Genomic DNA, 23,558 nt, shown 5'->3' with positions numbered 1-23,558 from the left:
AGATAATCAAATTTATTTTTATAGCAAACCATCAGATTTTAATGCTCACTTTTCAGTAAATTTGAATAATTCAATAGCAAGATACATAACAAAATCGCCTAGAGATGCTTCAGCTAAAATTGTAAAAACAGCTATAAGGTTTTACCAATCAGAAACATTTCATTTAAAAGGTTTAACAGTATTTAAAGAATAAATTATGAGTTATAACAACATCATTTCAGAAGAAAATAATGGCATAACAACCATAACCATTAATCGTCCTAAAAAGCTAAACGCCTTAAATACAGAGACTATACAGGAGTTGCACGAGGCTTTTAACGATGCAGATACCGATACCGATACTAAAGTTATTATTATAACCGGTAGCGGAGAAAAGGCCTTTGTTGCAGGAGCAGATATAAGCGAGTTTTCAGATTTTGATGTTAGTGAGGGTACGCAATTGGCGGCCAAAGGACAGGAGTTACTGTTTAATTTTGTCGAAAATTTATCTACGCCAGTTATTGCAGCTGTAAATGGGTTTGCACTTGGTGGCGGTTTAGAGTTGGCTATGGCTGCTCATTTTAGAGTAGCTAGCGATAATGCTAAATTAGGACTTCCGGAGGTGTCTCTTGGTGTTATACCAGGTTATGGTGGTACACAGCGTTTACCGCAATTGGTAGGTAAAGGGCGTGCTATGGAGATGATTATGACGGCGGGTATGATTGATGCTAACCAAGCTTTAAGTTATGGCTTAGTAAATCATGTTACTATGCAAGATGAATTGCTTCCACTTTGCGAAAAAATAGCAGCAAAAATTTCTCGTAATTCAACCATTGCCATTAGTGCAGCCATACGTGCTATAAACGCCAATTTTAAAGACGGTGTAGATGGTTTTGGTGTTGAGGTTCAGGAATTTGGAAACTGTTTTGGCACTGAAGATTTTGAGGAAGGAACTACTGCTTTTCTGCAAAAGCGTAAGGCTAATTTTCCTGGTAAATAGTTGAAGTTCTTATAAATAAAAAGTGGGCTAAACTAGCCCACCTTTATCAACAGTTTCTAAATTAGGTATTTAGATGTTTATTATTTTTGTAAATTCTTTACCACCAAATTGACATACAATTCGGTATCCTCCATATTTTAAGCCTGTTAGTTTGTAGGCTTTATGTATTGCTTTTGTGTTTTCTATGGATTCCGAGTGCATTAATTCTTCAGAATAATTTCCTAAAAAATATATTTTTATGTTAACTGGCTCTTCTTTAAGGTCTAGTTTGGATACCATTACCATATCGTCTTTTACAATAAACATGGGTTTAAATACGGTAGTTTCCTTTTCTTTATCAAAAAGTACAGTGTTTGAGTTTACTGTAAACGGTATGGTGTTAATTTCCAAATCCTTTTCTAGCTCAAATATATAATTACCATCTGGTAAAGCTGTTAGGTCGAATCCTTTTGTGTAATTTCCAGATTTTTGCATGAACTCCTTGTATAACACTATACCATTTACATCCTTTACAGATAGTAAGTTTCCTTGCTTTACATTTAGTAAAGTAAGTGAGGTTCTTGTCGCTTCATTTTTAATTTTAAACAATGAAGATTCGTTTGCGAAACTTAACATGGTAGTAAACATAATTACCATTAAGATTCCTTTTTTCGAGTTTTTAATTGTGTTTTTCATAATACGGGTATTAACGTTCAACACCACAAATATAGACCTAAACATTAGTTCTTAAAACATTGATATTGGTCATTTTGTGTGTTATTTTACCTGTTAATTTTGCATCATTTTTAGGTAAAAATAATGTTACTTTTGGCCTGTAGAGGGAACTAAATATTATTTTATAACAAAAAAGTGGACAATTAGTCCACCTGAGTATAAAATTTTAAAGTTGTAGTATTTATTTTCTGTTTACTTAATTTTTAACAAATAGTTTGTTAAATAATCGTTCGGCAAGCATCCAATATAAAGAGCAATAGATAAACGTTGCAACGAAATATAAGAAGAGCCAATCTGTTTTCGAAATGAAGTGAAATAAAATTGAAAGTACTAATAAATTAAGGGTAATCCATATGGTGTAAAACACGGTTTTTTTATTCCAGTTTATTACCAATTTTGGGCTGTTAGAAGTAGTGTTAAAGGTTTTATTACTTGGGTATGTAAAATCTGTGGTTTGGTTTTTAGAATGTTGTAATTTAATATTAATATGGTTCTGGTTCTTGATATGACTACAGTAGTAAGCTTGCGAAATAAACATAATTATAAAATTTAAAGAAGTGGGCTATAAGCCCACTTATAGTACACTGGTATAGTTAGGAATTTATGCTCTTTACAAATTCGTTACCTTCAAATAGAATTACAATTTTAAATGATCCTAGTTGCTTATTTTCTAATTTAAATGTTCTTTCTATAATTTTGGTGTCGGTAATATTTTCGGAAAATATTAAATCGGACGTAGTAGATCCTTTTTGTGTGTAATACACCTTAATATTTAAAGGGGTTTCTTCTAAATTAAGTTTCGATACAAATACTAAATCGCCTTCTACACGTAAATTTGGTTTAAAAACTGTGGTTTCTTTAGCCTTATTGAAAGCTACAATATTAGATTTTACTGTAAATGGTATTGTATTGATTTCTATATCTTTATCTAATACAAAAAGATAGGCGCCGTTTGGTAATGCCGTTAAATCGAAACCTTTTGTATAGGTTCCATTTTCTTTAATAACCTCTTTGTATAGGGTTATGCCAAACACATCTTTTATAGATAGTAAGTTGCCCTGTTTTACGTTAGTTAAGGTAAGTGACGTTTTTTTAGCTGCGTTTTTAACTATTGATAAATTGGCTTCATTAGCGAAACTTAACATGGTAGTAAACATAATTACCATTAAGATTCCTTTTTTCGAGTTTTTAATTGTGTTTTTCATAGTAGTGGGTATTAACGTTCTACACTACAAATATAGGATCGTTTATTATTATGTAAAACACTGATTTTGATGTATTTGTATGCTAAATTAACTGTTAATTTTGTATTATTTTTAGGTAAATTTAATGTTTTCTTAAAAGGGGGTAGGTCTTGTTTTTTATTTAGTGTAACAATAAAAAAGGTTTGTAATAAGAGGTTGTAGTACTGTGTCTTATTTTATCAATTAACATAAAATACAAAAAGTGACTACTTAATAATGTTGTAAGCGTTTATTATTAGAGTGTATTTTAAAAAATCCTTTTGTTAATTTTTTTTTAACAGTCTAAGTGTTTTTTATTTTAATTGGAAAGTTATTGGCTAGTTTCTTCAGTATCTTGTTTTACTTATGGTTTTAAAGTAAGTGATTCATCGGTTTTACTAAAAGTTACTTTATGTGTTAAGTCTGTAGTAGGGGATACTGTTAATTTTAAATAATTTATTAGATAAAAAATATTAGCTACTTTTAAGTAAAGCTTTTTATTTTATAGGTTTATTTATCTAAAGTATTGCGGTATTGTTTTGAGGTGATGATCTAATAAAGGTATTAGTATGTTTTAGTTACTTTTTATTAGGTTTATCTTTTTATATTTTAGTATTCGGTAAATTCTACCTTTTTAGTTAGTTTTGGTTAGCCTGTTATTTAAATTAATCCTTAAATGTTTAGAAGATAAATAGTGTTTAGTGGTTTTAGAAGGTGTTTATAAATAAAAAGTGGGCCACCACAGCCCACTTTTACAAACTAAACTAAACTAAATAAGACATTAAACTAATTATTAATGAATATTGTGTGCTCGTTATTTTTTGAGCTTATTTCTATTTTATAATTTCCTTTTTTTAATTTGAATATTTTTTCGATTGACTGAGTGTTTTCAATCTTTTCAGTAAAACGTAATGTTGTTTCCGTGTCATTAATGGAATACACATTAATCACTGTTTTATCTGAGTTTGGATTAAGTTGTGTAATGTAAACTAAATCCTTTTCTTGCTTAACGTAAGGCTTGTAAATAGTGTTTTCTTCGTCTTTGTTTATTCCAACAACGTTGTTTGTCACCGTAAATGGAATACTGTTTATTTCTAAATCTTTTTCAAGTTCAAAAAAATATTTTCCATTTGGTAGCTCAGTTAAATCAAAACCTTTTGTGTATAAGCCTTCAGTTTTAATAGCTTCTTTATATAGTATTATACCATAATTGTCTTTGATAGTAAGTAGATTACCAACTTTTACGTCTTTTAATACTAAGGCTGTTTTTCTAGCGCCTTTTCTAATAAGAGAGTTAGAGTCTTTGGCAAATCCTATTAAGGTAGCAAATAATGCTATCATAAGGATTCCTTGCTTTGTAAATTTAATTGTGTTTTTCATAATTATGGGGGTCATAATGTTCTGGTACAAAGGTATGGTAGATGTGTAGGTATGAAAACATCAATTTTGACCAATTTATATGCTAGATTAACTGTTAACATAACGTTAATTCATTGTTAAGTTAAAATAGCATATAATTAAGGTAATTAAATATACAATGTATGTGTAATATGTAGTAAATTTGCTTTAAATTATTGCTCGCATGATTAAAAAGAAACCTACTTTAGAGAAGCTTACCCCAAGTTTTGGAAGTTCAATTTTGGTTAAACAGCACTTGAAACAGGCAGATAGACTTAATGCTTTTTGGCATTTCCATCCCGAGCTTGAATTAGTATACGTTAATAAGGGGCAAGGAAAAACGCATATTGGTAATCATTTGTCTTACTTTAATAATAGTCAGCTAATATTAATTGGTGCTAATTTGCCACATAATGGGTTTTCTGATAGACTAACAGCCAATGGAACAGAAACTATTATACAGTTTAAATCTGATTTTTTAGGTGAAGATTTTCTTAATGTACCAGAAATGGCTAACATAGTAGCGCTTTTTGAGCGAGCTAAAAAAGGCATTCGTTTTCAAATTGATACTAAAAAGAAAATAGGACTTAAAATTGAAAAACTTTTAGAACATGATGGCTTAAAACGGGTTATAAAGTTTTTGGAGATTTTGAATTATTTAGCTAAAACTGATGATTATACCTTATTAAATGCAGATGGCTTTGCTTTTGAAGCCGAAGCACAAGAAAGTGCTAAAATTGGATCTGTATTTAAATATATACGCGACAATTTTCAAAATCATATTGCTTTAGACGAAATTGCCGATATTGTGAGTATGACGGTTCCGGCGTTTTGCCGTTACTTTAAAAAGGCAACTAGTAAAACCTTTACGCAGGTAGTTAACGAGTATCGTGTGGTGCATGCTACAAAATTATTATCGGAAGAAAGTGATATGAGTATTGCCGATGTTTGTTTTGAGTGCGGTTTTAACAACTTTTCGCATTTTAATAAGGTATTTAACGATATTACGGGCAAAAGCGCGTCTAGCTACCGCAAGGAGATTAAATTAATGATTCAGTAATACTAAGGTTTACAATGTAATAAAGTATTCCTTTTTATTATGTACATTAAAATTGTATTACAGTTAGTGGCCTACTAGCTATGTATTTACTTCTGGCCATTCCACTCGCTATAAAATTGCTTTAAGAAGTCTAGCATATACTCATGGCGTGCATTTGCCAATTTTTTACCTGTTTTAGTATTCATTTTATCTTTTAGCAATAAGAGTTTTTCGTAAAAATGATTTATAGTTGGCGCAGTGGAGTTTTTATATTCTGCTTTAGTCATGTTAAGATTTGGTGCAATATAGGGATTATAAAGCGCTCTATTTTTAAAGCCTCCATAGTTAAAACAGCGTGCTATACCAATGGCGCCTATAGCATCTAGCCGGTCGGCATCTTGCACGACATTTAGTTCTGGCGACCTAAAAGCTGTTGCATTATTAGTGGATAAGCTAGTTTTAAACGAAATGTTTTCAATAATATTTACCACATGTTTTATGGTTTTGGAGTCTACATTAAGTTTAAAGAGAAATTCTCGTGCTTTTTTGGGTCCTATGGTTTCATCGCCATTATGAAATTTACTATCGGCAATATCATGAAGTAAAGCGCCTAGTGCAACAACAAAAGTGTCTACAGGTTCTGCCTTTGCAATTAATAGGCTGTTTTTATACACCCGTTCTATATGAAACCAATCGTGCCCACCTTCAGCATTAATTAATTCTTCCTGAACAAAAATTTTGGTTTTGTTTATAATATCTTCTGGTGTCATGGGTATTAAATTTCTTCTAGAATTGAGGAGCCTTTTGATAGATTGCTAGAGGTCCACTGCCAATTTTCGTAAAGTGTTATTTTTCCGTTTGGGTTAATTTTTGGGGTAGAAATACAAGTACCTGTCATTAACTCGCTTTTTTTATTTACTTGATGGTATCGCATATTGATAATGCCATCTTCATTAACCAAACCAATTAAATGCCCTTCTATAATATTACCGCCACTAAAGTTTGAAGTTAAAATAGATCCATTTTGTTTATAAACAAAAATTGTAGCCGAAGTGGTTTCGCTGTTATAAGAAGTAGAAACAGGTCTAAAACGTTTATTATTGTAATTAACCAATTGTATTGTCTATTAAACTCCTTCTCTAAACACTGTTTTTGGTGTTTAGAGTTTTATGTTTTTTGGAATTTTATTTTATAATAGCAGGCTCAACCCACTTAAATTGGAACGAGTTTTCCGGAATTTTCATGCGCTCAGATAAGCGATACATTCTTGCTGGAAGTTTCATTAAATAATCTCGAGCTTTTTCAGCTTCATCGGTTAATCCTGTAATTTTATCAATTTCCCAACGGTTAATTAGTTTTTGTAAAATATCTACGTAATCGTTCGATGTGTAAACACCAATACGCTGTGCTGTGTTAGAAAACTCCTCGAAGGCAGAACTTGCTTTACCACCAGATTCTCTTAAAAAGTGAGCAGGCATGGTAATTTTTTGTTTCATCATATAATGAAAAGCCATCATCATTTGGCTAGGGTCTACTTTAAAAATGCGCTCTACAAACTCAGAGTAGGCGTGGTGGTGGCGCATTTCGTCTCCAGAAATAATTTTACACATTTTCGATAAACGTTTATTGCCATAATCTTTTGCAATTTTAGCTACACGGTTATGCGAAATATAAGTTGCCAGTTCTTGAAAACTAGTATATACAAAGTTTTTGTATGGATCTCGGTCTGTACCAATATCAAAACCATCTGTAATAAGGTGTTGTGTGGTTTTTTCAATTTCCTTCATGTTAACACGTCCCGAAAGGTATAAGTACTTGTTAAGCACATCGCCATGTCTGTTTTCTTCTCCAGTCCATTGGCGCACCCATTTTCCCCAGCCATTTCCACCGTTTTCAATTTGGTCTACACCTTCAACATCCATTAACCACGATTCGTAAGTTGGTAGTGCTTCTTCAGTAATCATATCGCCTACTAAAACCACCCAAAAATCGTATGGTAAATCTTTAGCTAACTCGCGAATTTCCTTAACATCTTCAAAAAAAGACTCATCTGTAGTTTCAGAATTTGGTAAAAAATCCGATGGTTGCCAGATGCTGTCTATTGGAATTAAATATTTTTCCATTAGCGCATCCACGTCTTTTTCCAAAAACTTCATCACCTCTAATCTTTTATTCTTTAAAGACATATTTTACCTAGTTTAATTTTTAATGTGGTTTTTTATGGTCGATTCAACAGTTTCAATAAGATCTTCCTTATTAACAAATATAGCTAAATCTATGGGTTTATGTACAGTAAATTTAAGATGATTGCCTAATCCCATAGGGAATTTTCCATATCGTAACATTTTCCAGGAATTATTTATACTAACAGGCACTATTAACGCCGATGGTATTTTTTTAAATAAAATCTCTAAGCCTTTTCTTTGAAACGGTTTTACCGTGCCATCCTTACTTCGTGTGCCTTCTGGAAAAATAACAGCAGCATAGTTGTTTTCTTCAATAAACTCGCCAAATTTCATTAGCGCCGGTAGGGATTGTCTTGGGTTTTTTCTGTCTATTAACGCGGCACCACCGTGGCGTAAGTTATACGATACACTTGGTATGCCTTTGCCTAATTCTATTTTGCTAATAAACTTGGGGTTTCGTTTACGCATATACCAAGTTAAAGGATAAATGTCGTGTAAACTTTGGTGGTTGGCAACAATAATTAATGGGCGGTTAGGCTCTATATTGTGCTCGTTTATAAACGAAAACCGAGTGCCTAAAATATTAGCACAGCGCATTAAACAAAATTGAAGCACATAAACGCTTAGTTGGTGTATTTTTTTTCCAAAAACATTAAAACAAAACCACTGTATTGGATGAAACACAATCAGTGTTAATCCAAAAAACAAATAGTAGATAACCGATAATGGATAGGACAATAGTTTTAACATGCCCCAAAAATAATAAACTATGTTTTAGTACACAGCAACGCAAGCATTATTTTCGCAACTTACCGTAGTTGGAGGTATAGCAACAGCACAATCCGAGGCCATACCCCATGTTTTATTATAGAGCGATTCTTTTTTGTTATAATCCTCAACCAATTGCTCAAGTAATTCGGTATCAATAGATGTCGAGTAAATTAAATAACTCCAAGGGCCACCACAAGGCTTGCTGCCCAAGGCAATATATGTACATTCAAAACCATTTCCACAAACCGATGTGCTAGCTAAATCTTCAATTTCAAGTTTTAAAAATGCCAATTCTTGGGCTTCATCTTCTTGAGATAAACCCGTATCATCATCACATTGTGTAGACAATAATAATAAGCAAAACGTCACTAAAACAAATGTTGAGAAAGGCTTTTTCATCGTTTATAATTTAACTAATAGATGTTAAAGTTTAAAAAGGGTTGCGTGTAAAACTAAAAAACCACGACTAAATCGTGGTTTTTATATTTTTCTCGGCTAATCTTTCTTTGTTTTTAAAGAGCGATAAAGCAGGAGGTCTTTTTAACAGTGGTCGTTGTAAGCATCAACAAGGTTTTCTGCAATTAATTCTGCAGGACGACCTTCAATATGATGGCGCTCTAACATGTGCACTAATTCGCCATCTTTAAACAACGCCATACAAGGTGAACTTGGAGGAAACGGAACCATATGGCCACGAGCTGCATCAACAGCCTCTTTATCAACACCTGCAAAAACCGTTACAATATGGTCTGGTTTTTTAGCATTTTCTAAACTCTTTCTAGCACCTGGACGCGCATTTGCTGCTGCACAACCACAAACCGAATTTACAACTACTAATGTTGTTCCTACTTTAGCTAAGGCAGCATCAACAGCCTCGGCAGTATGTAATTCTTCAAAACCTACTTTGGTTAAGTCCTCACGCATTGGTTTTACTAATTCTGCTGGATACATATTTTTATTTTTTTTATTTTGATAATTAATATTTGTGCAAAGTTAATCAAAAATCGTGCAATTATGCTTTGGGCGTTCCCTTAAAACGCTTATGGCGTTATAAGGTCAGGCTATCCGCGGTACCTGTCTGTCGGCAGGCGGGTCTTTTTTGTAGAAAAAGAAAAAAAGGATACCGCTTATATCCTTAACGCTTTAGAAATGTAACAAAACAGTTAAATATTCGACTAACAATGTTATATTTAGGTCGTATTAAAAATAAAATAATTACATGAGTTTTTCAAAATGGATAGGCGCCTCTATAGGCTGGTCTTTTGGTGGTCCCATTGGGGCAATAATAGGTTTAGCTTTAGGTAGTGTTGTAGATGCTATGGCTGATGGAAATGGGGGATCGCTTTTAGGAGATAGACAAACCAAAACCCAAGGTAGAACAACCTACAGAACACAACCTAGGCAACGGCCACAAACCCAATCGGGCGATTTTGAAGTAAGTTTACTCATTTTAGCGTCGGTAATTATAAAAGCCGATGGTAAGCAAGACCAAAAGGAATTAGATTTTGTGCGCCAGCAGTTTTTAAATATGTACGGTAAAGAGCGTGCAAACCAAGCTTTTAAACTATTTAAAAATATAAGCAAGCAAAGTGTTTCGCTTAGGCCCGTATGTTTGCAAATTCGCCAAATGATGGATCATCCATCGCGATTACAACTTATGCACTTTCTATTTGGAATTGCAAAAGCCGATGGCGTAGTAACCGAAGATGAGGTTAAGCAAATTTATACCATAGCAGGTTATTTAAGTATTAGCTCTCGCGATTACGAAAGTATTAAAGCTATGTTTTATAATAGCAGTGATAATGCTTATAAAGTTTTAGAAATTACTAAAAGTGCTACGGTTGATGAGATTAAAAAAGCCTACCGTAAAATGGCTAAAAAGTACCATCCAGATAAGGTTATTCATTTAGGTAAAGAGCACCAAAAAGGTGCCGAAGAAAAATTTAGACAAGTGCAAGCTGCCTACGAGCAAATCCAGAAGGAGCGTGGATTCTAAAATTCCTGCCTGCGCAGGAATTTTGTACAATTAGTTTAAAAAGAAGCTAGTAGCTGCTACTGCTACAATTAATATAGCTAAAACAATAACTACAAAAGTGGTTGTTTTTTTTGTGGTTGTATCTTTTTGTAGAATATAATTTCCTTTGTCGTCATCAGATTCTTTTACAAATTCAAAATTTTCTTTTCCTTTTTTCATGGTGTTATATTTTTAAAATTAATATCTTATTTATTTACTATTAGTGCATGAATTACACCCGGAAACCAACCTAAAATTGTAAGTAAAATGCTTATTAGTAAAGTGGTTCCTACTCCGTGTTTCATAGCAACAGCTACAGGTGGTAATAAAATACTTAATACAATAGTTAAAATAGACATGTTTGTGTGTTTTTATGTTCAATACAAAGCTACCGTAAGAAAATAGTAAACATTAGTGTATATCAATTAGATGTTAACTCAAATAAAAAGTTAAATGTCGATTTAATTTAAAACTTGACTTATTATTTTTATAATTTTAGATAAAATAAATAAATTGCAGTGCATGCCTTTTAACCTACTTAATTTATTATTATGAAGAATATTTTTGATACTAAAGAAACTGAAGCCGTAGTGAATAGAATTAACAACCTGTCGCCAACAGCACAACCCTTATGGGGTAAAATGAGTGCAGACCAAATGTTAGCACATTGCAATGTAACCTACGAAATGATTTTCGATGATAAACACCCAAAACCAAAAGGGTTTACCAAATTAATGCTCAAGTTATTTGTAAAAAACATCGTTGTAGGTAATAAGCCTTATAAAAAGAATAGCCGTACGGCACCACAATTTGTAATATCAGACGCTAAGAATTTTGTGGAAGAAAAAGCACGATTAACAGATTATTTGTGGAAGGTGCAAGGTTTAGGCGAGCAGCATTTTAATGGTAAGGAATCACATTCCTTTGGGCTTCTATCTACTCAAGAATGGAACACTATGTTTTATAAGCATTTAGACCATCATTTAAATCAATTTGGAGTATAATTAAGGAGTAAAAAAACCAGCTAATCATTTAAATGAATAACTGGTTTGTAAACTATTATATATTTAGCACTCTATTTGCTTATATAGGTTTTGCTGTCTTCACCTTTTTCAAATATCATTACTAATTTTTTGTTTGCGTCGTAGTACAAAGCTGCCATTTTCCAACCTTCACTTTCAGTCGATTCTATTAAACACTTGCGTACATCTGGATTGCTTAAGTTTAAACTCGAGTTTATACGATCGTTAGCTTGCGCGCCTATAGTAACCAAAAGGGTTATGGCTACAAATAGTACTTGTAATTTGTTCTTCATTTAGGGTATATTTTTAATAATTAAAAATGCAAGGTTATAGCATCCTTTATTAACAATTAAAAATACTAGATAAGATGTTTAAATACTCGTTTTGTTTACTCGAAAACAATAGTAGAATTTGTTTTACTCACCAATAAGTTTATGGTTCTACCTAAAATTAAAGCTCTATTGTCTTTATCGTGTCCTGCCGGCATGTTAAAAGCAATAGGAAAGCTGTAATCGGCTAGAGCATCAAGTATAAGTTGCTCAACCGATGTTCCCCATAATGTAGTGTTGGTTCGCATTTTACTCATGCCACCAACAATTACACCCTTACAATTATCAAAATAGCCTGCACGTTTTAAACTTTGTAGCATGCGGTCTATGTGGTATTTATACTCGCCAATCTCCTCAATAAATAATATTTTTTCTTTGGTGTTAATACTCGTATCCGAACCTAACATTGTATGCAACAAGGTAAGATTTCCGCCTACTAATTGCCCCGAAGCTTGTCCCGTTTTATTATAGGTAGAGCCTTCTAAAGTATACTTTAAAGGTGCTCCAAAAAGGGCATTTTTAAACGTAGCAATACTAGCTTCAATTTCTAACTCATCCTTTGGTAAGCTTACGCACATTATGGCGTGTAAGCTCTCAACACCTTGGTTGTGTATTTGGTTATGTAGTGCTGTAATATCAGAATACCCAATTAGCCATTTAGGGTGTTTATTAAATAGTTTAAAATTCAACTTATCTAAAATTCTAACTGTGCCGTAGCCACCACGAGCGCACCAAATGGCACTAATTTTAGGGTCGTCCATTGCTTTTTGTAAATCTTCGCAACGCTCATCGTCCGTTCCAGCAAAATGATTTTCGGCATTAAACACATGTTTACCAACTACCGAGTGGAAACCCCAACGTTTTAAAAGGTCTTGCGCTTGCTTAATTTCGTCTTCTCTATTTTTTAAAATTCCAGAAGGCGCTACAATAGCAACAGTGTCGCCTGCCTTTAAGTATGGTGGTTGTTTCAAAGTCGTGTTTGGTTTATCTGTTCCTGTGTTTTGGGCCTTACTAAGTTGTATTCCGAAGAAAATAGCAAAGCAAAACAAGTATAAAGTTTGAAAGTTTCTTAGCATAAGGTAAAAGTACATTTTTTTTTACACGTTTAAAATTTATAAATACTCGTTTTATATGGATTTCAAATTGTGTACTTTTGCGGCTCAAATAAAGACATTACAATGCCGAAAAGATATACCATTACAACTGCACTTCCTTATACTAACGGTCCTATTCATATTGGGCATTTAGCAGGCGTGTACGTGCCAGCCGATATTTACGCACGTTATTTGCGTTTAACAGGAAACGACGTTTTACTTATTGGAGGAAGCGACGAGCATGGTGTGCCTATTACCATTAAAGCTAAAAACGAAGGGGTTACGCCTCAAGATATTGTAGATAAATACCATGCAATAATTAAAAAATCGTTTGAAGATTTCGGGATTACCTACGATAATTACTCGCGTACCTCGGCTCCAATTCATCATGATACAGCTTCAGAGTTTTTTAAGACTTTAGATGCAAAAGGTGAATTTATTGAGGAAACTTCAGAGCAATTATATGATGCCGAGGCCAATCAATTTTTAGCCGATCGTTTTGTAATAGGAACTTGTCCTAAATGTGGTAATGAAGAAAGCTATGGCGACCAATGTGAAAACTGCGGAACAAGCCATAATGCAACCGATTTAATAAACCCTAAATCGGCCATTACAGGAAATGTGCCTACTTTAAAACAAACCAAACACTGGTTTTTACCTTTAGATAAGCACGAGGCATTTTTAAAAGAATGGATTTTAGAAGGGCATAAAAAAGATTGGAAATCTAACGTTTACGGGCAGTGTAAATCTTGGATAGACGATGGTTTGCGTCCTAGAGCGGTAACAAGAGATTTAGATTGGGGTATTCCGGTACCTGCGGAAGGTGGCGAAGGCAAAGTCCTTTACGTTTGGTTTGATGCACCTATTGGTTATATATCATCTACCAAAGAATGGGCAAAACGCGAAGGGAAAGATTGGGAACCGTATTGGAAAGATAAAGAGACCAAATTAGTGCATTTTATTGGTAAAGATAATATCGTGTTCCACTGTATTATTTTTCCAGCTATGTTAAAAGCCGAAGGCAGTTTTATTTTACCAGATAACGTGCCTGCAAACGAATTTTTAAATTTAGAAGGCAATAAGCTGTCTACCTCTAAAAATTGGGCCGTTTGGTTACATGAGTATTTAGAAGAATTTCCTGGACAACAAGATGTTTTGCGTTATGCTTTAAATGCTAATGCACCAGAAACTAAGGATAACGATTTTACTTGGAAAGATTTTCAAGCTAGAAACAATAACGAGTTGGTAGCCATTTTTGGTAATTTTATTAACCGTGTTGTGGTATTAACCAATAAATATTACGAAGGTGTTGTGCCAACTCCGGCCGATTTTACAGATGTTGATACAGAAACTCTAGCAGCCATAAAAGCATACCCAGATGTTATTGCAAGTTCTATTGAGCGTTACCGTTTTAGAGAGGCTGGTCAGGAATTAATGAATTTAGCACGACTAGGAAACAAATATTTAGCCGATGCCGAACCATGGAAAATGATTAAAGTAGACGAAGCACGTACAAAAACAATTATGTACGTGGCATTGCAAATAGCATCTGCTTTAGCAACCTTAAGCGAGCCTTTTTTACCGTTTACATCAACAAAGTTAAAAGGTATTCTTAAAGTTAGTTCTAGTAATTCAGGACAGGAGAATCGTATCGAGAACACATGGAACCAAATAAATACAAAAGATGTTTTACTTCCTGCAGGACATAAAATAGGCGAAGCCGAATTATTATTCTCTAAAATTGAAGACAAAACCATTCAATTTCAATTAGATAAATTAGAAGCCAGTAAAAAAGCTAACGAAATAGCCAATGCTAAAACAGAGCCTCAAAAAGAAACCATTACTTTCGAAGATTTTACAAAATTAGATATTCGTGTTGGTACTATTTTAGAAGCCGAAAAAATGCCAAAAACTAAAAAGCTTTTAAAGCTAAAAGTAGATACTGGTATAGACACAAGAACCATTGTTTCTGGTATTGCCGAAAGTTTTACAGCAGAAGAAGTGGTTGGTAAACGTGTAACGGTATTAGTAAACTTAGCACCAAGAGCATTACGAGGTGTAGAAAGTCAGGGTATGATTTTAATGACTGAAACTCCCGATGGTAAATTGGTGTTTGTAAATCCAGACGATGCTAGTGTTAGTAATGGGTTGCAGGTTAGTTAAGGTAGGTTGCATTTATGGAAGAAACTATTGAAAATGTAAGCGAGTTCGATGCGTTCGATAATTTTGAACGAAGAAGAAAACTGCTACCCTGGTGGGTTAAAGGATTCTGTTGGTTATTTATGTTGTTCGGGGTCCTATCTGTGGTGTGTTTATTTTTGGGTTTTACAAACATAAAACCAGATTTATCATTATATGGATTCGAAACAAACGAGCCATTTTCTTTATTTGGTTTATTCGTAATTTCAATTGGTATTTTAAAAGGTATATCGGCTTTTTCTCTTTGGTTTGAGAAAGATAATGCTATAAAAATCGGGAAGATAGATGCTATAATTGGCATTGTTTTATGTGTCATTTCAATGTTAGTTATGCCATTTTTTAAAGACGGTTTTAATATCACTTTAAGATTAGAATTAGCTTTATTAATCCCATTTTTACTTAAATTAAATAAGATTCAAAAACGTTGGGAATTTAATAGAGCCTAATTGTTGTTTTCTTCTTAAAAAATAAAACCAACACACCCATATTTCTCGTATGTATTACCAAACGCATCAATAATTTTATTGAATGCATCAAGCCACCATATGGCTAATTATTAATTTTGAAATCAAATAAATTAACACTTATGAAAAATATGAAAAACTTATTATTTATACTCTGCACGGTATGTTTAATGTCTTGCGGAACATCAAAAACAGTAAGAACATCTAAAAAAGTTATTAAAGGCGATTGGGCTTTAACTAACATTACTTACAGCAAACCAGGAACCTATAATGTTACGCTTTTAAATGATGCATCAAAGGAATGTTTTGAAAATAGTACATGGAGTTTTATACCAAATAACAATACAGGCATGTACGTTATTAATGGAATAGCCTGCGATACCGGAAACAGAAATTTTGTGTTTACAATAAACGAAGTTGATGAAGTAACAGGTTTGTATAATTTTCTTTTAAAACCAACCAACGAAAAAGGTAAATCTGAAACAAATCAAGGGTTTAAATTAAATCTTACGGCCTTATCCGAAACCGATATGCAATGGCAGCAAACCGTTTCTGTTGATGGAGCTCCTTTTGTTATTAGCATGAACTTTGTTAAACAATAATTTTATTAAGCAACATATATTAAAAATTAATTTTATCTAATTATAATTAAAATACATATGAAAACATATATCAAAAAAACAAAAATAGTACTTTTTAGCATCATGATGGCTATAAGTTTTACAAACTGTAAATCGGTACAAAACGCAAATAACAAACAAAAAGGAGGCGTAATAGGAGCCACTGGCGGAGCGCTTTTAGGAGCCATTATTGGTAACAATGTTGGTAAAGGTGGTAACGGCGAGTTAGGTGCGGTTATTGGCGGTGTTATTGGCGGTGGCGCAGGTGTTATTATTGGAAATAAAATGGATAAGCAGGCACAAAAAATTGAAGAAGAAATTCCTGGTGCTCAAGTAGAACGTGTAGACGATGGTATTGTACTTACTTTCGATGAAACTAGTGGTGTGTATTTCGATACGGCTAAATTTAATATTAATAGCGCATCTCAAGAAACCTTAAATAAATTAGCTGCAGTATTTCAAGAATATCCAGATACTAATATATTAGTGGTTGGACATACTGATAGTGTAGGTTCAGAAGAGTCTAACATGACGTTATCTAAAAACAGGGCGTATGCAGTAACCAATTATTTAACCGGAAAAGGATTAAGCAGCTCAAGGTTTACAACCAATTGGTTTGGAGAAAGCCAACCAATGCACGATAATGCAACGGCCGAAGGACGTGCTAAAAACCGTAGAGTAAACGTTGCCATTGTGCCTAACGAAAAAATGATTGAAGACGCAAAGCAGGATACTCAAAACTAAAATATCCCCAAATTGATTTTAAGAGGTCTTGCCATTACGGTTAGGCCTTTTTTTTGTAATATTTTTTTGTAATGTTTCGCTTAAAAAAAAGACTCACTATTTATGATGCAAACATTCACAGAATTTTCAACCAATGCCATCTTAAAAATAGGAGATGAGGAGCTGCTTGAGCCTTATAAAAAAGCCACTCAACCACACTTATATACGTTTATTAGAACCACTAATTCTAGAACACAAATTGTGGTAGATAGCATTCCATATACCATCGAGCCAAACAGTATTTTAGCATTAACCGTTGTGCAATATTTTCAGTTTGTATCTGGTAAAGATTTGGTGGTATATCAATTTAACCCCGAGTTTTATTGCATAAAAGACCATGACCAAGAGGTAAGTTGTGCCGGCTTATTGTTTTTTGGAAACGTGCACATTCCAATCATGGAATTAAATCTAGAAGAAAGCCGTAAATTCAATACACTACACGATGTGTTTTTAGACGAGTTTGAAACTAAAGACACCATTCAAGCCGAAATGTTACGTATGCTTATGGCACGTTTCATTATAATAAGTACAAGATTGCTAAAGGCCAAAGAAGGCTTTGTAGAAACAGCTACAAATGCTAAAATAGATTTATTACGCGAGTTTAATATTTTGGTCGAAGCGCATTTTAAAACCGAGCATAACGTAGCGTTTTATGCCAGTAAGTTATTTAAATCGCCAAAAACATTATCTAATACCTTTGCTAAATTAAACACAAGTCCGCTAAAACTTATCCATGAGCGTATAGTACTTGAAACCAAGCGGTTATTAATCTACACTGATAAAACAGCAAAAGAAATAGCATACGAAGTTGGATTTGAAGATGCCTCGCATTTAAGTCGTTTGTTTAAAAAGCAAACCCAATTATCACCTTCCGAGTTCAAAAAGCAACTTAAAAAAGCATCTTAAGTTTGTTTTGGAGTTAACTAAGGGTCGGGCTTTTCAATCTACCTGCCTGCCTTAGGCAGGTCTTTTTTTTTTCCATATATGGCAAAAAAAAGGATGCCGCTACAACCCCTAGCGCTCCTATCCGCCAAAGGCATCATATAACTAAGTTTCTTATTATCTGTAAATAACCGGTCCTAAAAAATTGCTTTAATCAAATAATTCATTATAAAACGGTATTTAGGGAAAAATAGACAAGTCCTAAGGCAGTCTAGTCATTTTGTAACACGTATTCCTAATATACCTTTGTACCGAACAATAAAAATAATAACATCATGAATTTAAAACACATATCAATATTCAATTTAATTGAAATATTCAAAGGCAGAAGAAAAGAAATAGTACACACAATTTCACCAAAAACACACTGTGAGCAAAATCACCTTTCAGATTTTTATTGCGATGCCGAAAGACCGCATATCGCCTAATTATTTTGACCTTAAGTTTAAAAAGGAAAAATAGACAAGTAAAAAGGAAGTCTTTACATGGTAGGCACTTTATAACAGCACTACCTTTGTATCAACAAAAATAAATAACAATTTTAAAAATAAAATATAAAATTATGAGCGCATTTAATGTACCAACAAGAGATCAAGTAAGTGAAAATAACCAAGCTATTTTCGATAATTTAAAAAACACTTTAGGTTTTGTACCAAACTTATTTGCAACTTACGCTAATAGCGATACCGCATTAGAAAATTATTTAAATTTTACCAATGCAAAAACATCGCTGTCTGCAAAAGAAAAAGAGGTTGTTAACCTAGCAGTAAGTCAAGTAAATAACTGTATTTACTGTTTGTCTGCCCACACAATGGTTGGAAAAATGAATGGCTTTACAGAAGCACAAATTTTAGAGTTAAGAGCAGGTCGTGCATCTTTCGATACTAAATTAGATGCCCTAGCAAAATTAGCAAAAAATGTTACAGAAAATAGAGGGAAAACAGATGATAATGTTTTAGAAAACTTCTTTAGTGCAGGGTATACAAAAGGAAATTTGATTGATGCTATTTCCTTAGTAGGCGATAAAACTATATCTAACTACATTCATAGTACAACACAAGTTCCTGTAGATTTTCCGGTAGCTGAACCTCTAGAAGAAACAGTTTAAAAAACAATTAAAATTTTAAGTCGAGTATCAAATAAATTAAATAATTAACAATCAATCGCATTAGCGTAAACAAAACAATTAAAACATGAAAAAAGTAGTATCAATTTTAGCAATCGTATTAGCATTTACATTCAACTCAAATGCACAAGACAAAATGATGGATAAAGCAGTAAAAACTATTGCTTTAGAGCAAACACCAGGTGAATTTACCGAAAAAGGTTTAACTGTTAGTCCAGGAACTTATGTTTTTGAAATTTCAAATAATAATGCAGCCGAAAAAGTAGGTTTAGTATTAGTTAAAAAAGGAGACGATGCTAGCAAGCCAGAAAATCATATTAAAACGGCTTATGTTACAGCAGCAGTAGCCAAAGGTAAAACAGAGAAATCTAACCCAACAACATTAGAGGCCGGAGAATATGTATATTTCTGCCCATTAAACCCAACACCACAATATACGTTGACTGTTCAATAGAGTTTAGTATTATTAATAGCAAAAAAGGTTATTCTTTAAAAAGAATAACCTTTTTTTGTTGTAGTATTTTGAAAGCCACAAAGTAAATGTGTAACTTTACATAAACACGAAAAATTATGTTATCAAAAACTATAGAAAACGCATTAAATAATCAAATAAAAATAGAGGCAGAATCGTCTCAAATTTATTTAGCTATGGCATGTTGGGCAGAAGTTAAAGGTCTAGAAGGTGTTGCAAACTTTATGTATGCACAGTCTGATGAAGAGCGCGAACACATGTTAAAACTTGTAAAGTTTGTAAACGAACGTGGCGGGCACGCAAAAATTTCAGAATTGGCAGCGCCTAATGTTACCTTTAAGTCATTTAAAGAGATGTTCGAAAAATTATATGAACACGAAGTGTTTGTATCAGAAAGTATTAACGAATTGGTGCACATTAGTCTTCAAGAAAAAGATTATGCAACCCATAATTTCTTGCAGTGGTACGTTGCCGAACAAATAGAAGAAGAAGCCGTAGCCAGAACCATTTTAGATAAAATAAATATGATTGGCGACGATAAAGGCGGACTGTATTTATTTGATAGAGATATTGAAAATTTAACAGTTACAACGGCTGCTTCTAATATTCCTGAGTAAATTTTAACATTTAAGCTTATTTAGATTTAATTAAAATAACTTATTTTTGCCCTCATTATTAGAATAGTAGATTCTGTCGTGGGGAAAAAAAAGAAACAAAAGGCAATTAAAAAATTACAAAAATTAGGAATAGAACTTCCTGAAAAAGTAAAAACAAGTTGCTGTAAAAAATTTAAAAAAGGAGAAAACAAGCGTTGTAAAAAATGCCCGTGTTTCGATTTACTTAAAAAAGTAGCTTAATTTTAAAGCTTTCAATGTTCTTTTTTAATAGGAGGACATACATTGTTTTTGTACCTGTTTTTGGTATAACCAAATACGGTTAAAAATGCCTTAACCACGCTTCTTTTCTTCATTTTATATCATTTAGCTTTCGGGCTCCCAAAAACAACTTCTTATCTGTAAAGGGTTTAGATAGCATATCCAGAAGGCCATATGTCTTGCAAGCATTACAATCGCGAAAACCCATAGAGCTTCAGTTGCCTATAACATTGGTAATTTTATTAGGTCTAATAAAATAACAAATTCTTTTAAGGGCTAATCGCGTATTGTAATACCTTTAAATTTTTTAGATTTGGCTAAAATTTACAGCCTTAATTAGTAAAATAAACTATAGCAGATACTTTAATTCTGCGAGGTTTTTAAAACTTTTTAGGTCTAATTTGGATGTAAAGTGTTATCACGAACATTGATTTTTTTAAAGTATTACAATTTAAATTTATAGCTTGACATAAGGATGATAAAATATATAATTGCCCAAACCCAACTGCCAGAGCGATCGGTAAAAAACACCATCGCATTATTAAATGAAGATTGTACTATTCCGTTTATATCAAGATATAGAAAAGAACGCACAGGAAATTTAGATGAAGTTCAAATTGGAAATATTGTTAAATATAAAGAGCAATTTGAAGCTTTAGAAAAGCGTAAAAAAGCCATTTTAAAAGCTTTAGAGGAGCAAGACGTTTTAACGCCCGAATTAAAACTTAAAATTGAAGCTACTCAAGATTTAGTAACGCTAGAAGATTTATACTTACCCTATAAAAAAAGCCGAAAAACTAAAGCGGAAAAAGCACGACAGCTAGGTTTAGAGCCTTTGGCCAAAATTATTATGAGCCAAAATGCAAACCATGTGGAGTCTATTGCCTTTAAATACGTAAAAGGAGATGTGGCATCGGTTGAAGATGCTCTAGAAGGCGCACGACATATTATTGCCGAATGGATTAACGAGCGTACCGATATTCGTAATAACATACGCCGACAGTTAGAGCGTTTCGCTATGATTTCCACGAAAGTGATAAAAACAAAAGCCAACGATGAAAACGCTCAGAAATTCAGAGATTACTTCGATTGGGAAGAAAATTTAAGCCGAATTCCTTCGCACCGCCTTTTAGCCATTTTACGAGCCGAAAAAGAAGGTTTTATTCGGGTAAAAATAGAAATTGACAACGATCGTGCTTTAGATAATATCGAGCGCCGTATTATTAAAAGTAATAACGCTTGCGCGGAAGAAATAGAAGCCGCTATAAAAGATGCTTATAAACGCTTGTTGTTACCATCGTTAAGTAATGAAGCGCTTCAAATTGCTAAAGATAAAGCCGATGAGTCTGCTATAAGTGTATTTGCTAAAAACTTAAAACAGCTGTTGTTAGGCTCGCCATTAGGCGAAAAACGTGTTTTGGCTATCGATCCTGGATTTAGAACGGGCTGTAAAGTAGTGTGTTTAGATGCACAAGGACAATTAAAATACAACGAAACTATATATCCGCATCCACCAAAAAGCGATAGTGTTGGTGCCATGAAAAAAATAAGTTCGCTTTGCGATGCCTATAAAATTGAAGCCATAGCTATTGGAAACGGAACCGCATCGCGAGAAACCGAAGCTTTAATTAGAAAAGTACATTTTAAAAACGATGTACAAGTGTTTGTAGTTAGCGAAGCAGGAGCCAGTATTTATTCGGCATCAAAAATAGCAAGAGAGGAATTTCCAGATTACGATGTTACGGTTCGTGGATCGGTTTCTATTGGGCGCCGTTTGCAAGATCCATTAGCCGAATTGGTTAAAATCGATGCCAAATCCATAGGCGTTGGGCAATATCAACACGATGTAGATCAAACTAAGCTTCAAAAACAATTGGATGTTGTTGTAGAAAACTGTGTAAACGCTGTTGGTGTAAATATTAACACAGCAAGTAAACCGTTGTTAAGTTCGGTATCTGGAATTGGACCAAAACTAGCCGAAAATATTTTTAATTACCGAAATGAACATGGTGTATTTACCTCAAGAAATGATATTAAAAAAGTACCGCGTTTAGGCGGGAAAGCTTTCGAGCAAGGTGCTGCCTTTTTGCGAATTAAGGGTGCTGAAAATCCGTTAGACGATTCTGCTGTACACCCAGAAAGTTATGGGTTAGTTACAAAAATGGCGAAGGATTTAGGGAAGTCTGTTCAAGATTTAATTGGCAATAAAGAAACGCTTCAAAACATAAATTTAAAACCATATTGCACAGATTCTGTTGGCTTACTAACGCTCGAAGATATTATAAAAGAGCTTGAAAAACCAGGATTAGATATTCGTGAACAGGCTAAGGTGTTTACATTTAATCAAAACATAAAAACCATAACCGATTTACGCGAAGGGCAGTTGCTACCTGGTATTGTTAATAATATTACCAATTTTGGCTGTTTTGTAGATGTGGGAATTAAGGAAAGCGGACTTATTCATGTTTCAAACCTATCAGATAGTTTTGTTAAAGACGTAAATGAACATGTTAGTTTGCATCAACAAATTATAGTAAAAGTGCTAGAGGTTGATGTTCCGCGAAAGCGTATTCAATTAAAATTACATAATTAAAAGCATTAACCTGTGTTAGATTAATGCTTTTATTAAGAGAATTTATGATGCTTTTTTTAAAGCTTCGGGGTGCTGTAGTTTGTTAGAAATTAAGTCTTTCCAGTTTTTAACTCTGTTCATTTCGTAATTTTCCATGTACATCTCATCGGTGTCGAAAAAATTAATAACCAAATCTTTTTTATTAACCAATTTATAAGTTAATTTTAAGTCTAATCGAATTAATTGGTTCATTTTGTTTTTATCCGATTTGTAATTGGTAACCAATTCGCAGTTTTTAATTTCCGATAATGCTACGTTTTCATGCTGTTTATCTTCAGCTTTTAAATGAATGAAGGTAAGTATGGTGTTATCTTCAGTAATACCAATAAACTTGTTATTCCAAACTTCTTTATAACCGTATTTTAAATTATTTTGTTTTGTTATTGTTTCTACTTCTTTTTTAATACTCGTATTTAAGCCTTTTAAAACAAATATTAAAAAAGGAATGATAACGCTTAAAGTTACTAGTATAGCTAGTAATGTGAATGATATTTTCATTGTTGTAAATTTTTTTGATTTAATGTATAATAAATCAACCCCAAGCCTAAAATATAAGTTTAGTGTTGCCAAAGTTTTAATAAAACAAATGGCGTTTACGTAAATGAATGGTGTGGGAAAATAATTTGCCTTATTGGTAAGCTAATACTAATAAGTTTACATGCTTTTTGATACACCA

The 23,558-nt window shown here is 33.1% G+C and carries 28 protein-coding genes; 14 read left to right on the top strand and 14 right to left on the bottom strand.

Annotated elements, in window-relative coordinates; translation table 11 throughout:
- Positions 1–61: 61 nt before the first annotated feature.
- Positions 62–193, top strand: a complete 132-nt coding sequence (locus tag BMY96_RS16140; protein ID WP_262481139.1) for a hypothetical protein — start codon at positions 62–64, stop codon at positions 191–193.
- Between the two features lie 3 nt (positions 194–196).
- A complete protein-coding gene (locus BMY96_RS03500) occupies positions 197–979 on the top strand; it encodes an enoyl-CoA hydratase/isomerase family protein (protein WP_092849151.1) in 783 nt (260 codons plus the stop codon).
- Positions 980–1,048: 69 nt separating this feature from the next.
- Here the strand turns inward: BMY96_RS03500 and BMY96_RS03495 are convergent, their stop codons facing one another.
- The 3 genes from BMY96_RS03495 to BMY96_RS03480 form a co-directional block, all read right to left on the bottom strand.
- Positions 1,049–1,654 carry a hypothetical protein gene (locus tag BMY96_RS03495; protein WP_092849149.1) on the bottom strand — a complete coding sequence of 202 codons (606 nt, stop codon included), beginning with the start codon at positions 1,652–1,654 and terminating at the stop codon, positions 1,049–1,051.
- A 632-nt stretch (positions 1,655–2,286) separates the two neighbouring features.
- Positions 2,287–2,898 carry a hypothetical protein gene (locus BMY96_RS03485; protein ID WP_092849143.1) on the bottom strand — a complete coding sequence of 204 codons (612 nt, stop codon included), beginning with the start codon at positions 2,896–2,898 and terminating at the stop codon, positions 2,287–2,289.
- 804 nt (positions 2,899–3,702) lie between these two features.
- Positions 3,703–4,296, bottom strand: a complete 594-nt coding sequence (locus BMY96_RS03480) for a hypothetical protein (RefSeq protein ID WP_092849140.1) — start codon at positions 4,294–4,296, stop codon at positions 3,703–3,705.
- A 202-nt stretch (positions 4,297–4,498) separates the two neighbouring features.
- Between BMY96_RS03480 and BMY96_RS03475 the strand changes: the two genes are divergently transcribed.
- The gene (locus tag BMY96_RS03475) at positions 4,499–5,374 is read left to right on the top strand and encodes an AraC family transcriptional regulator (protein WP_092849137.1); all 876 of its coding nucleotides are present in this window, start codon (positions 4,499–4,501) and stop codon (positions 5,372–5,374) included.
- An 86-nt stretch (positions 5,375–5,460) separates the two neighbouring features.
- Here BMY96_RS03475 and BMY96_RS03470 read toward each other — a convergent pair whose 3' ends face one another.
- The 6 genes from BMY96_RS03470 to BMY96_RS03445 all read right to left on the bottom strand — a co-directional run bounded on the left by BMY96_RS03470 (position 5,461) and on the right by BMY96_RS03445 (position 9,261).
- The gene (locus tag BMY96_RS03470) at positions 5,461–6,123 is read right to left on the bottom strand and encodes an HD domain-containing protein (RefSeq protein ID WP_092849135.1); all 663 of its coding nucleotides are present in this window, start codon (positions 6,121–6,123) and stop codon (positions 5,461–5,463) included.
- Between the two features lie 5 nt (positions 6,124–6,128).
- Positions 6,129–6,467, bottom strand: coding sequence for an avidin-fold protein (locus BMY96_RS03465; RefSeq protein WP_092849133.1), 339 nt, complete (start codon positions 6,465–6,467; stop codon positions 6,129–6,131).
- A 70-nt stretch (positions 6,468–6,537) separates the two neighbouring features.
- Complete coding sequence (locus tag BMY96_RS03460; RefSeq protein WP_092849131.1) at positions 6,538–7,539, bottom strand: acyl-ACP desaturase; 1,002 nt, start codon at positions 7,537–7,539, stop codon at positions 6,538–6,540.
- 12 nt (positions 7,540–7,551) lie between these two features.
- Positions 7,552–8,289 (bottom strand): lysophospholipid acyltransferase family protein, encoded by a 738-nt coding sequence (locus BMY96_RS03455; protein ID WP_092849129.1) that lies wholly within the window; start codon positions 8,287–8,289, stop codon positions 7,552–7,554.
- Positions 8,290–8,313: 24 nt separating this feature from the next.
- Positions 8,314–8,709 carry a hypothetical protein gene (locus BMY96_RS03450; protein WP_092849126.1) on the bottom strand — a complete coding sequence of 132 codons (396 nt, stop codon included), beginning with the start codon at positions 8,707–8,709 and terminating at the stop codon, positions 8,314–8,316.
- Between the two features lie 141 nt (positions 8,710–8,850).
- Positions 8,851–9,261: a BrxA/BrxB family bacilliredoxin gene (locus BMY96_RS03445; protein ID WP_092849123.1), complete on the bottom strand. Its 411-nt coding sequence runs from the start codon at positions 9,259–9,261 to the stop codon at positions 8,851–8,853.
- Between the two features lie 268 nt (positions 9,262–9,529).
- Between BMY96_RS03445 and BMY96_RS03440 the strand changes: the two genes are divergently transcribed.
- Positions 9,530–10,306, top strand: coding sequence for a TerB family tellurite resistance protein (locus BMY96_RS03440; RefSeq protein ID WP_092849120.1), 777 nt, complete (start codon positions 9,530–9,532; stop codon positions 10,304–10,306).
- 30 nt (positions 10,307–10,336) lie between these two features.
- On the opposite strand, the gene BMY96_RS15925 is transcribed toward BMY96_RS03440, so the two are convergent.
- A complete protein-coding gene (locus tag BMY96_RS15925) occupies positions 10,337–10,504 on the bottom strand; it encodes a hypothetical protein (RefSeq protein ID WP_175473503.1) in 168 nt (55 codons plus the stop codon).
- Positions 10,505–10,530: 26 nt separating this feature from the next.
- Positions 10,531–10,683: a YqaE/Pmp3 family membrane protein gene (locus tag BMY96_RS03435; RefSeq protein WP_092849118.1), complete on the bottom strand. Its 153-nt coding sequence runs from the start codon at positions 10,681–10,683 to the stop codon at positions 10,531–10,533.
- Positions 10,684–10,875: 192 nt separating this feature from the next.
- On the opposite strand from BMY96_RS03435, the gene BMY96_RS03430 reads away from it, so the two are divergent.
- The gene (locus tag BMY96_RS03430; RefSeq protein ID WP_092849114.1) at positions 10,876–11,328 is read left to right on the top strand and encodes a DUF1569 domain-containing protein; all 453 of its coding nucleotides are present in this window, start codon (positions 10,876–10,878) and stop codon (positions 11,326–11,328) included.
- A 71-nt stretch (positions 11,329–11,399) separates the two neighbouring features.
- Here the strand turns inward: BMY96_RS03430 and BMY96_RS03425 are convergent, their stop codons facing one another.
- Positions 11,400–11,639: a hypothetical protein gene (locus BMY96_RS03425; protein ID WP_092849112.1), complete on the bottom strand. Its 240-nt coding sequence runs from the start codon at positions 11,637–11,639 to the stop codon at positions 11,400–11,402.
- A 95-nt stretch (positions 11,640–11,734) separates the two neighbouring features.
- Positions 11,735–12,766, bottom strand: a complete 1,032-nt coding sequence (locus BMY96_RS03420) for a S66 peptidase family protein (RefSeq protein ID WP_245750530.1) — start codon at positions 12,764–12,766, stop codon at positions 11,735–11,737.
- Positions 12,767–12,853: 87 nt separating this feature from the next.
- On the opposite strand from BMY96_RS03420, the gene metG reads away from it, so the two are divergent.
- The 9 genes from metG (at position 12,854) to BMY96_RS03375 (ending at position 22,843) form a co-directional block, all read left to right on the top strand.
- Positions 12,854–14,932 (top strand): methionine--tRNA ligase, encoded by a 2,079-nt coding sequence (gene metG / locus BMY96_RS03415; protein WP_092849110.1) that lies wholly within the window; start codon positions 12,854–12,856, stop codon positions 14,930–14,932.
- 14 nt (positions 14,933–14,946) lie between these two features.
- On the top strand, positions 14,947–15,414 hold the full coding sequence (locus BMY96_RS03410) for a hypothetical protein (RefSeq protein ID WP_092849107.1): 468 nt from the start codon (positions 14,947–14,949) through the stop codon (positions 15,412–15,414).
- 149 nt (positions 15,415–15,563) lie between these two features.
- Positions 15,564–16,034 (top strand): lipocalin family protein, encoded by a 471-nt coding sequence (locus BMY96_RS03405; RefSeq protein ID WP_092849857.1) that lies wholly within the window; start codon positions 15,564–15,566, stop codon positions 16,032–16,034.
- Positions 16,035–16,091: 57 nt separating this feature from the next.
- On the top strand, positions 16,092–16,796 hold the full coding sequence (locus BMY96_RS03400) for a YiaD family glycine zipper/OmpA-like lipoprotein (protein WP_092849105.1): 705 nt from the start codon (positions 16,092–16,094) through the stop codon (positions 16,794–16,796).
- Between the two features lie 102 nt (positions 16,797–16,898).
- Positions 16,899–17,741 carry a helix-turn-helix domain-containing protein gene (locus BMY96_RS03395; RefSeq protein ID WP_092849102.1) on the top strand — a complete coding sequence of 281 codons (843 nt, stop codon included), beginning with the start codon at positions 16,899–16,901 and terminating at the stop codon, positions 17,739–17,741.
- 598 nt (positions 17,742–18,339) lie between these two features.
- The gene (locus BMY96_RS03390; protein WP_092849100.1) at positions 18,340–18,885 is read left to right on the top strand and encodes a carboxymuconolactone decarboxylase family protein; all 546 of its coding nucleotides are present in this window, start codon (positions 18,340–18,342) and stop codon (positions 18,883–18,885) included.
- A gap of 85 nt (positions 18,886–18,970) precedes the next feature.
- Entirely contained in the window at positions 18,971–19,357 is a 387-nt protein-coding gene (locus BMY96_RS03385) for a cupredoxin domain-containing protein (protein WP_092849097.1), read from the top strand.
- Between the two features lie 116 nt (positions 19,358–19,473).
- Positions 19,474–19,992 (top strand): ferritin, encoded by a 519-nt coding sequence (locus BMY96_RS03380; protein WP_092849095.1) that lies wholly within the window; start codon positions 19,474–19,476, stop codon positions 19,990–19,992.
- A 733-nt stretch (positions 19,993–20,725) separates the two neighbouring features.
- The gene (locus tag BMY96_RS03375) at positions 20,726–22,843 is read left to right on the top strand and encodes a Tex family protein (protein ID WP_092849092.1); all 2,118 of its coding nucleotides are present in this window, start codon (positions 20,726–20,728) and stop codon (positions 22,841–22,843) included.
- A 42-nt stretch (positions 22,844–22,885) separates the two neighbouring features.
- Here BMY96_RS03375 and BMY96_RS03370 read toward each other — a convergent pair whose 3' ends face one another.
- A complete protein-coding gene (locus BMY96_RS03370) occupies positions 22,886–23,380 on the bottom strand; it encodes a hypothetical protein (RefSeq protein ID WP_139205207.1) in 495 nt (164 codons plus the stop codon).
- Positions 23,381–23,558: the final 178 nt, after the last annotated feature.

The sequence above is a fragment of the Algibacter pectinivorans genome (assembly GCF_900112595.1).
In the GTDB taxonomy this organism is placed as follows: domain Bacteria; phylum Bacteroidota; class Bacteroidia; order Flavobacteriales; family Flavobacteriaceae; genus Algibacter_B; species Algibacter_B pectinivorans.
This window is presented reverse-complemented; position numbering and strand designations above follow the sequence as displayed.

What these genes read in the sequence shown, in the direction of transcription:
- BMY96_RS03420 (WP_245750530.1), bottom strand. Translation starts at nt 12,766, where the DNA reads ATGTACTTTTACCTTATGCTAAGAAACTTTCAAACTTTATACTTGTTT.
- BMY96_RS03380 (WP_092849095.1), top strand. Translation starts at nt 19,474, where the DNA reads ATGTTATCAAAAACTATAGAAAACGCATTAAATAATCAAATAAAAATA.
- BMY96_RS15925 (WP_175473503.1), bottom strand. Translation starts at nt 10,504, where the DNA reads ATGAAAAAAGGAAAAGAAAATTTTGAATTTGTAAAAGAATCTGATGAC.
- metG (WP_092849110.1), top strand. Translation starts at nt 12,854, where the DNA reads ATGCCGAAAAGATATACCATTACAACTGCACTTCCTTATACTAACGGT.
- BMY96_RS03460 (WP_092849131.1), bottom strand. Translation starts at nt 7,539, where the DNA reads ATGTCTTTAAAGAATAAAAGATTAGAGGTGATGAAGTTTTTGGAAAAA.
- BMY96_RS03395 (WP_092849102.1), top strand. Translation starts at nt 16,899, where the DNA reads ATGATGCAAACATTCACAGAATTTTCAACCAATGCCATCTTAAAAATA.
- BMY96_RS03485 (WP_092849143.1), bottom strand. Translation starts at nt 2,898, where the DNA reads ATGAAAAACACAATTAAAAACTCGAAAAAAGGAATCTTAATGGTAATT.
- BMY96_RS03470 (WP_092849135.1), bottom strand. Translation starts at nt 6,123, where the DNA reads ATGACACCAGAAGATATTATAAACAAAACCAAAATTTTTGTTCAGGAA.
- BMY96_RS03375 (WP_092849092.1), top strand. Translation starts at nt 20,726, where the DNA reads ATGATAAAATATATAATTGCCCAAACCCAACTGCCAGAGCGATCGGTA.
- BMY96_RS03425 (WP_092849112.1), bottom strand. Translation starts at nt 11,639, where the DNA reads ATGAAGAACAAATTACAAGTACTATTTGTAGCCATAACCCTTTTGGTT.
- BMY96_RS03480 (WP_092849140.1), bottom strand. Translation starts at nt 4,296, where the DNA reads ATGAAAAACACAATTAAATTTACAAAGCAAGGAATCCTTATGATAGCA.
- BMY96_RS03405 (WP_092849857.1), top strand. Translation starts at nt 15,564, where the DNA reads ATGAAAAACTTATTATTTATACTCTGCACGGTATGTTTAATGTCTTGC.
- BMY96_RS03475 (WP_092849137.1), top strand. Translation starts at nt 4,499, where the DNA reads ATGATTAAAAAGAAACCTACTTTAGAGAAGCTTACCCCAAGTTTTGGA.
- BMY96_RS03430 (WP_092849114.1), top strand. Translation starts at nt 10,876, where the DNA reads ATGAAGAATATTTTTGATACTAAAGAAACTGAAGCCGTAGTGAATAGA.
- BMY96_RS03455 (WP_092849129.1), bottom strand. Translation starts at nt 8,289, where the DNA reads ATGTTAAAACTATTGTCCTATCCATTATCGGTTATCTACTATTTGTTT.
- BMY96_RS03495 (WP_092849149.1), bottom strand. Translation starts at nt 1,654, where the DNA reads ATGAAAAACACAATTAAAAACTCGAAAAAAGGAATCTTAATGGTAATT.
- BMY96_RS03450 (WP_092849126.1), bottom strand. Translation starts at nt 8,709, where the DNA reads ATGAAAAAGCCTTTCTCAACATTTGTTTTAGTGACGTTTTGCTTATTA.
- BMY96_RS03385 (WP_092849097.1), top strand. Translation starts at nt 18,971, where the DNA reads ATGAAAAAAGTAGTATCAATTTTAGCAATCGTATTAGCATTTACATTC.
- BMY96_RS03400 (WP_092849105.1), top strand. Translation starts at nt 16,092, where the DNA reads ATGAAAACATATATCAAAAAAACAAAAATAGTACTTTTTAGCATCATG.
- BMY96_RS03445 (WP_092849123.1), bottom strand. Translation starts at nt 9,261, where the DNA reads ATGTATCCAGCAGAATTAGTAAAACCAATGCGTGAGGACTTAACCAAA.
- BMY96_RS03440 (WP_092849120.1), top strand. Translation starts at nt 9,530, where the DNA reads ATGAGTTTTTCAAAATGGATAGGCGCCTCTATAGGCTGGTCTTTTGGT.
- BMY96_RS03435 (WP_092849118.1), bottom strand. Translation starts at nt 10,683, where the DNA reads ATGTCTATTTTAACTATTGTATTAAGTATTTTATTACCACCTGTAGCT.
- BMY96_RS03390 (WP_092849100.1), top strand. Translation starts at nt 18,340, where the DNA reads ATGAGCGCATTTAATGTACCAACAAGAGATCAAGTAAGTGAAAATAAC.
- BMY96_RS03370 (WP_139205207.1), bottom strand. Translation starts at nt 23,380, where the DNA reads ATGAAAATATCATTCACATTACTAGCTATACTAGTAACTTTAAGCGTT.
- BMY96_RS03410 (WP_092849107.1), top strand. Translation starts at nt 14,947, where the DNA reads ATGGAAGAAACTATTGAAAATGTAAGCGAGTTCGATGCGTTCGATAAT.
- BMY96_RS03500 (WP_092849151.1), top strand. Translation starts at nt 197, where the DNA reads ATGAGTTATAACAACATCATTTCAGAAGAAAATAATGGCATAACAACC.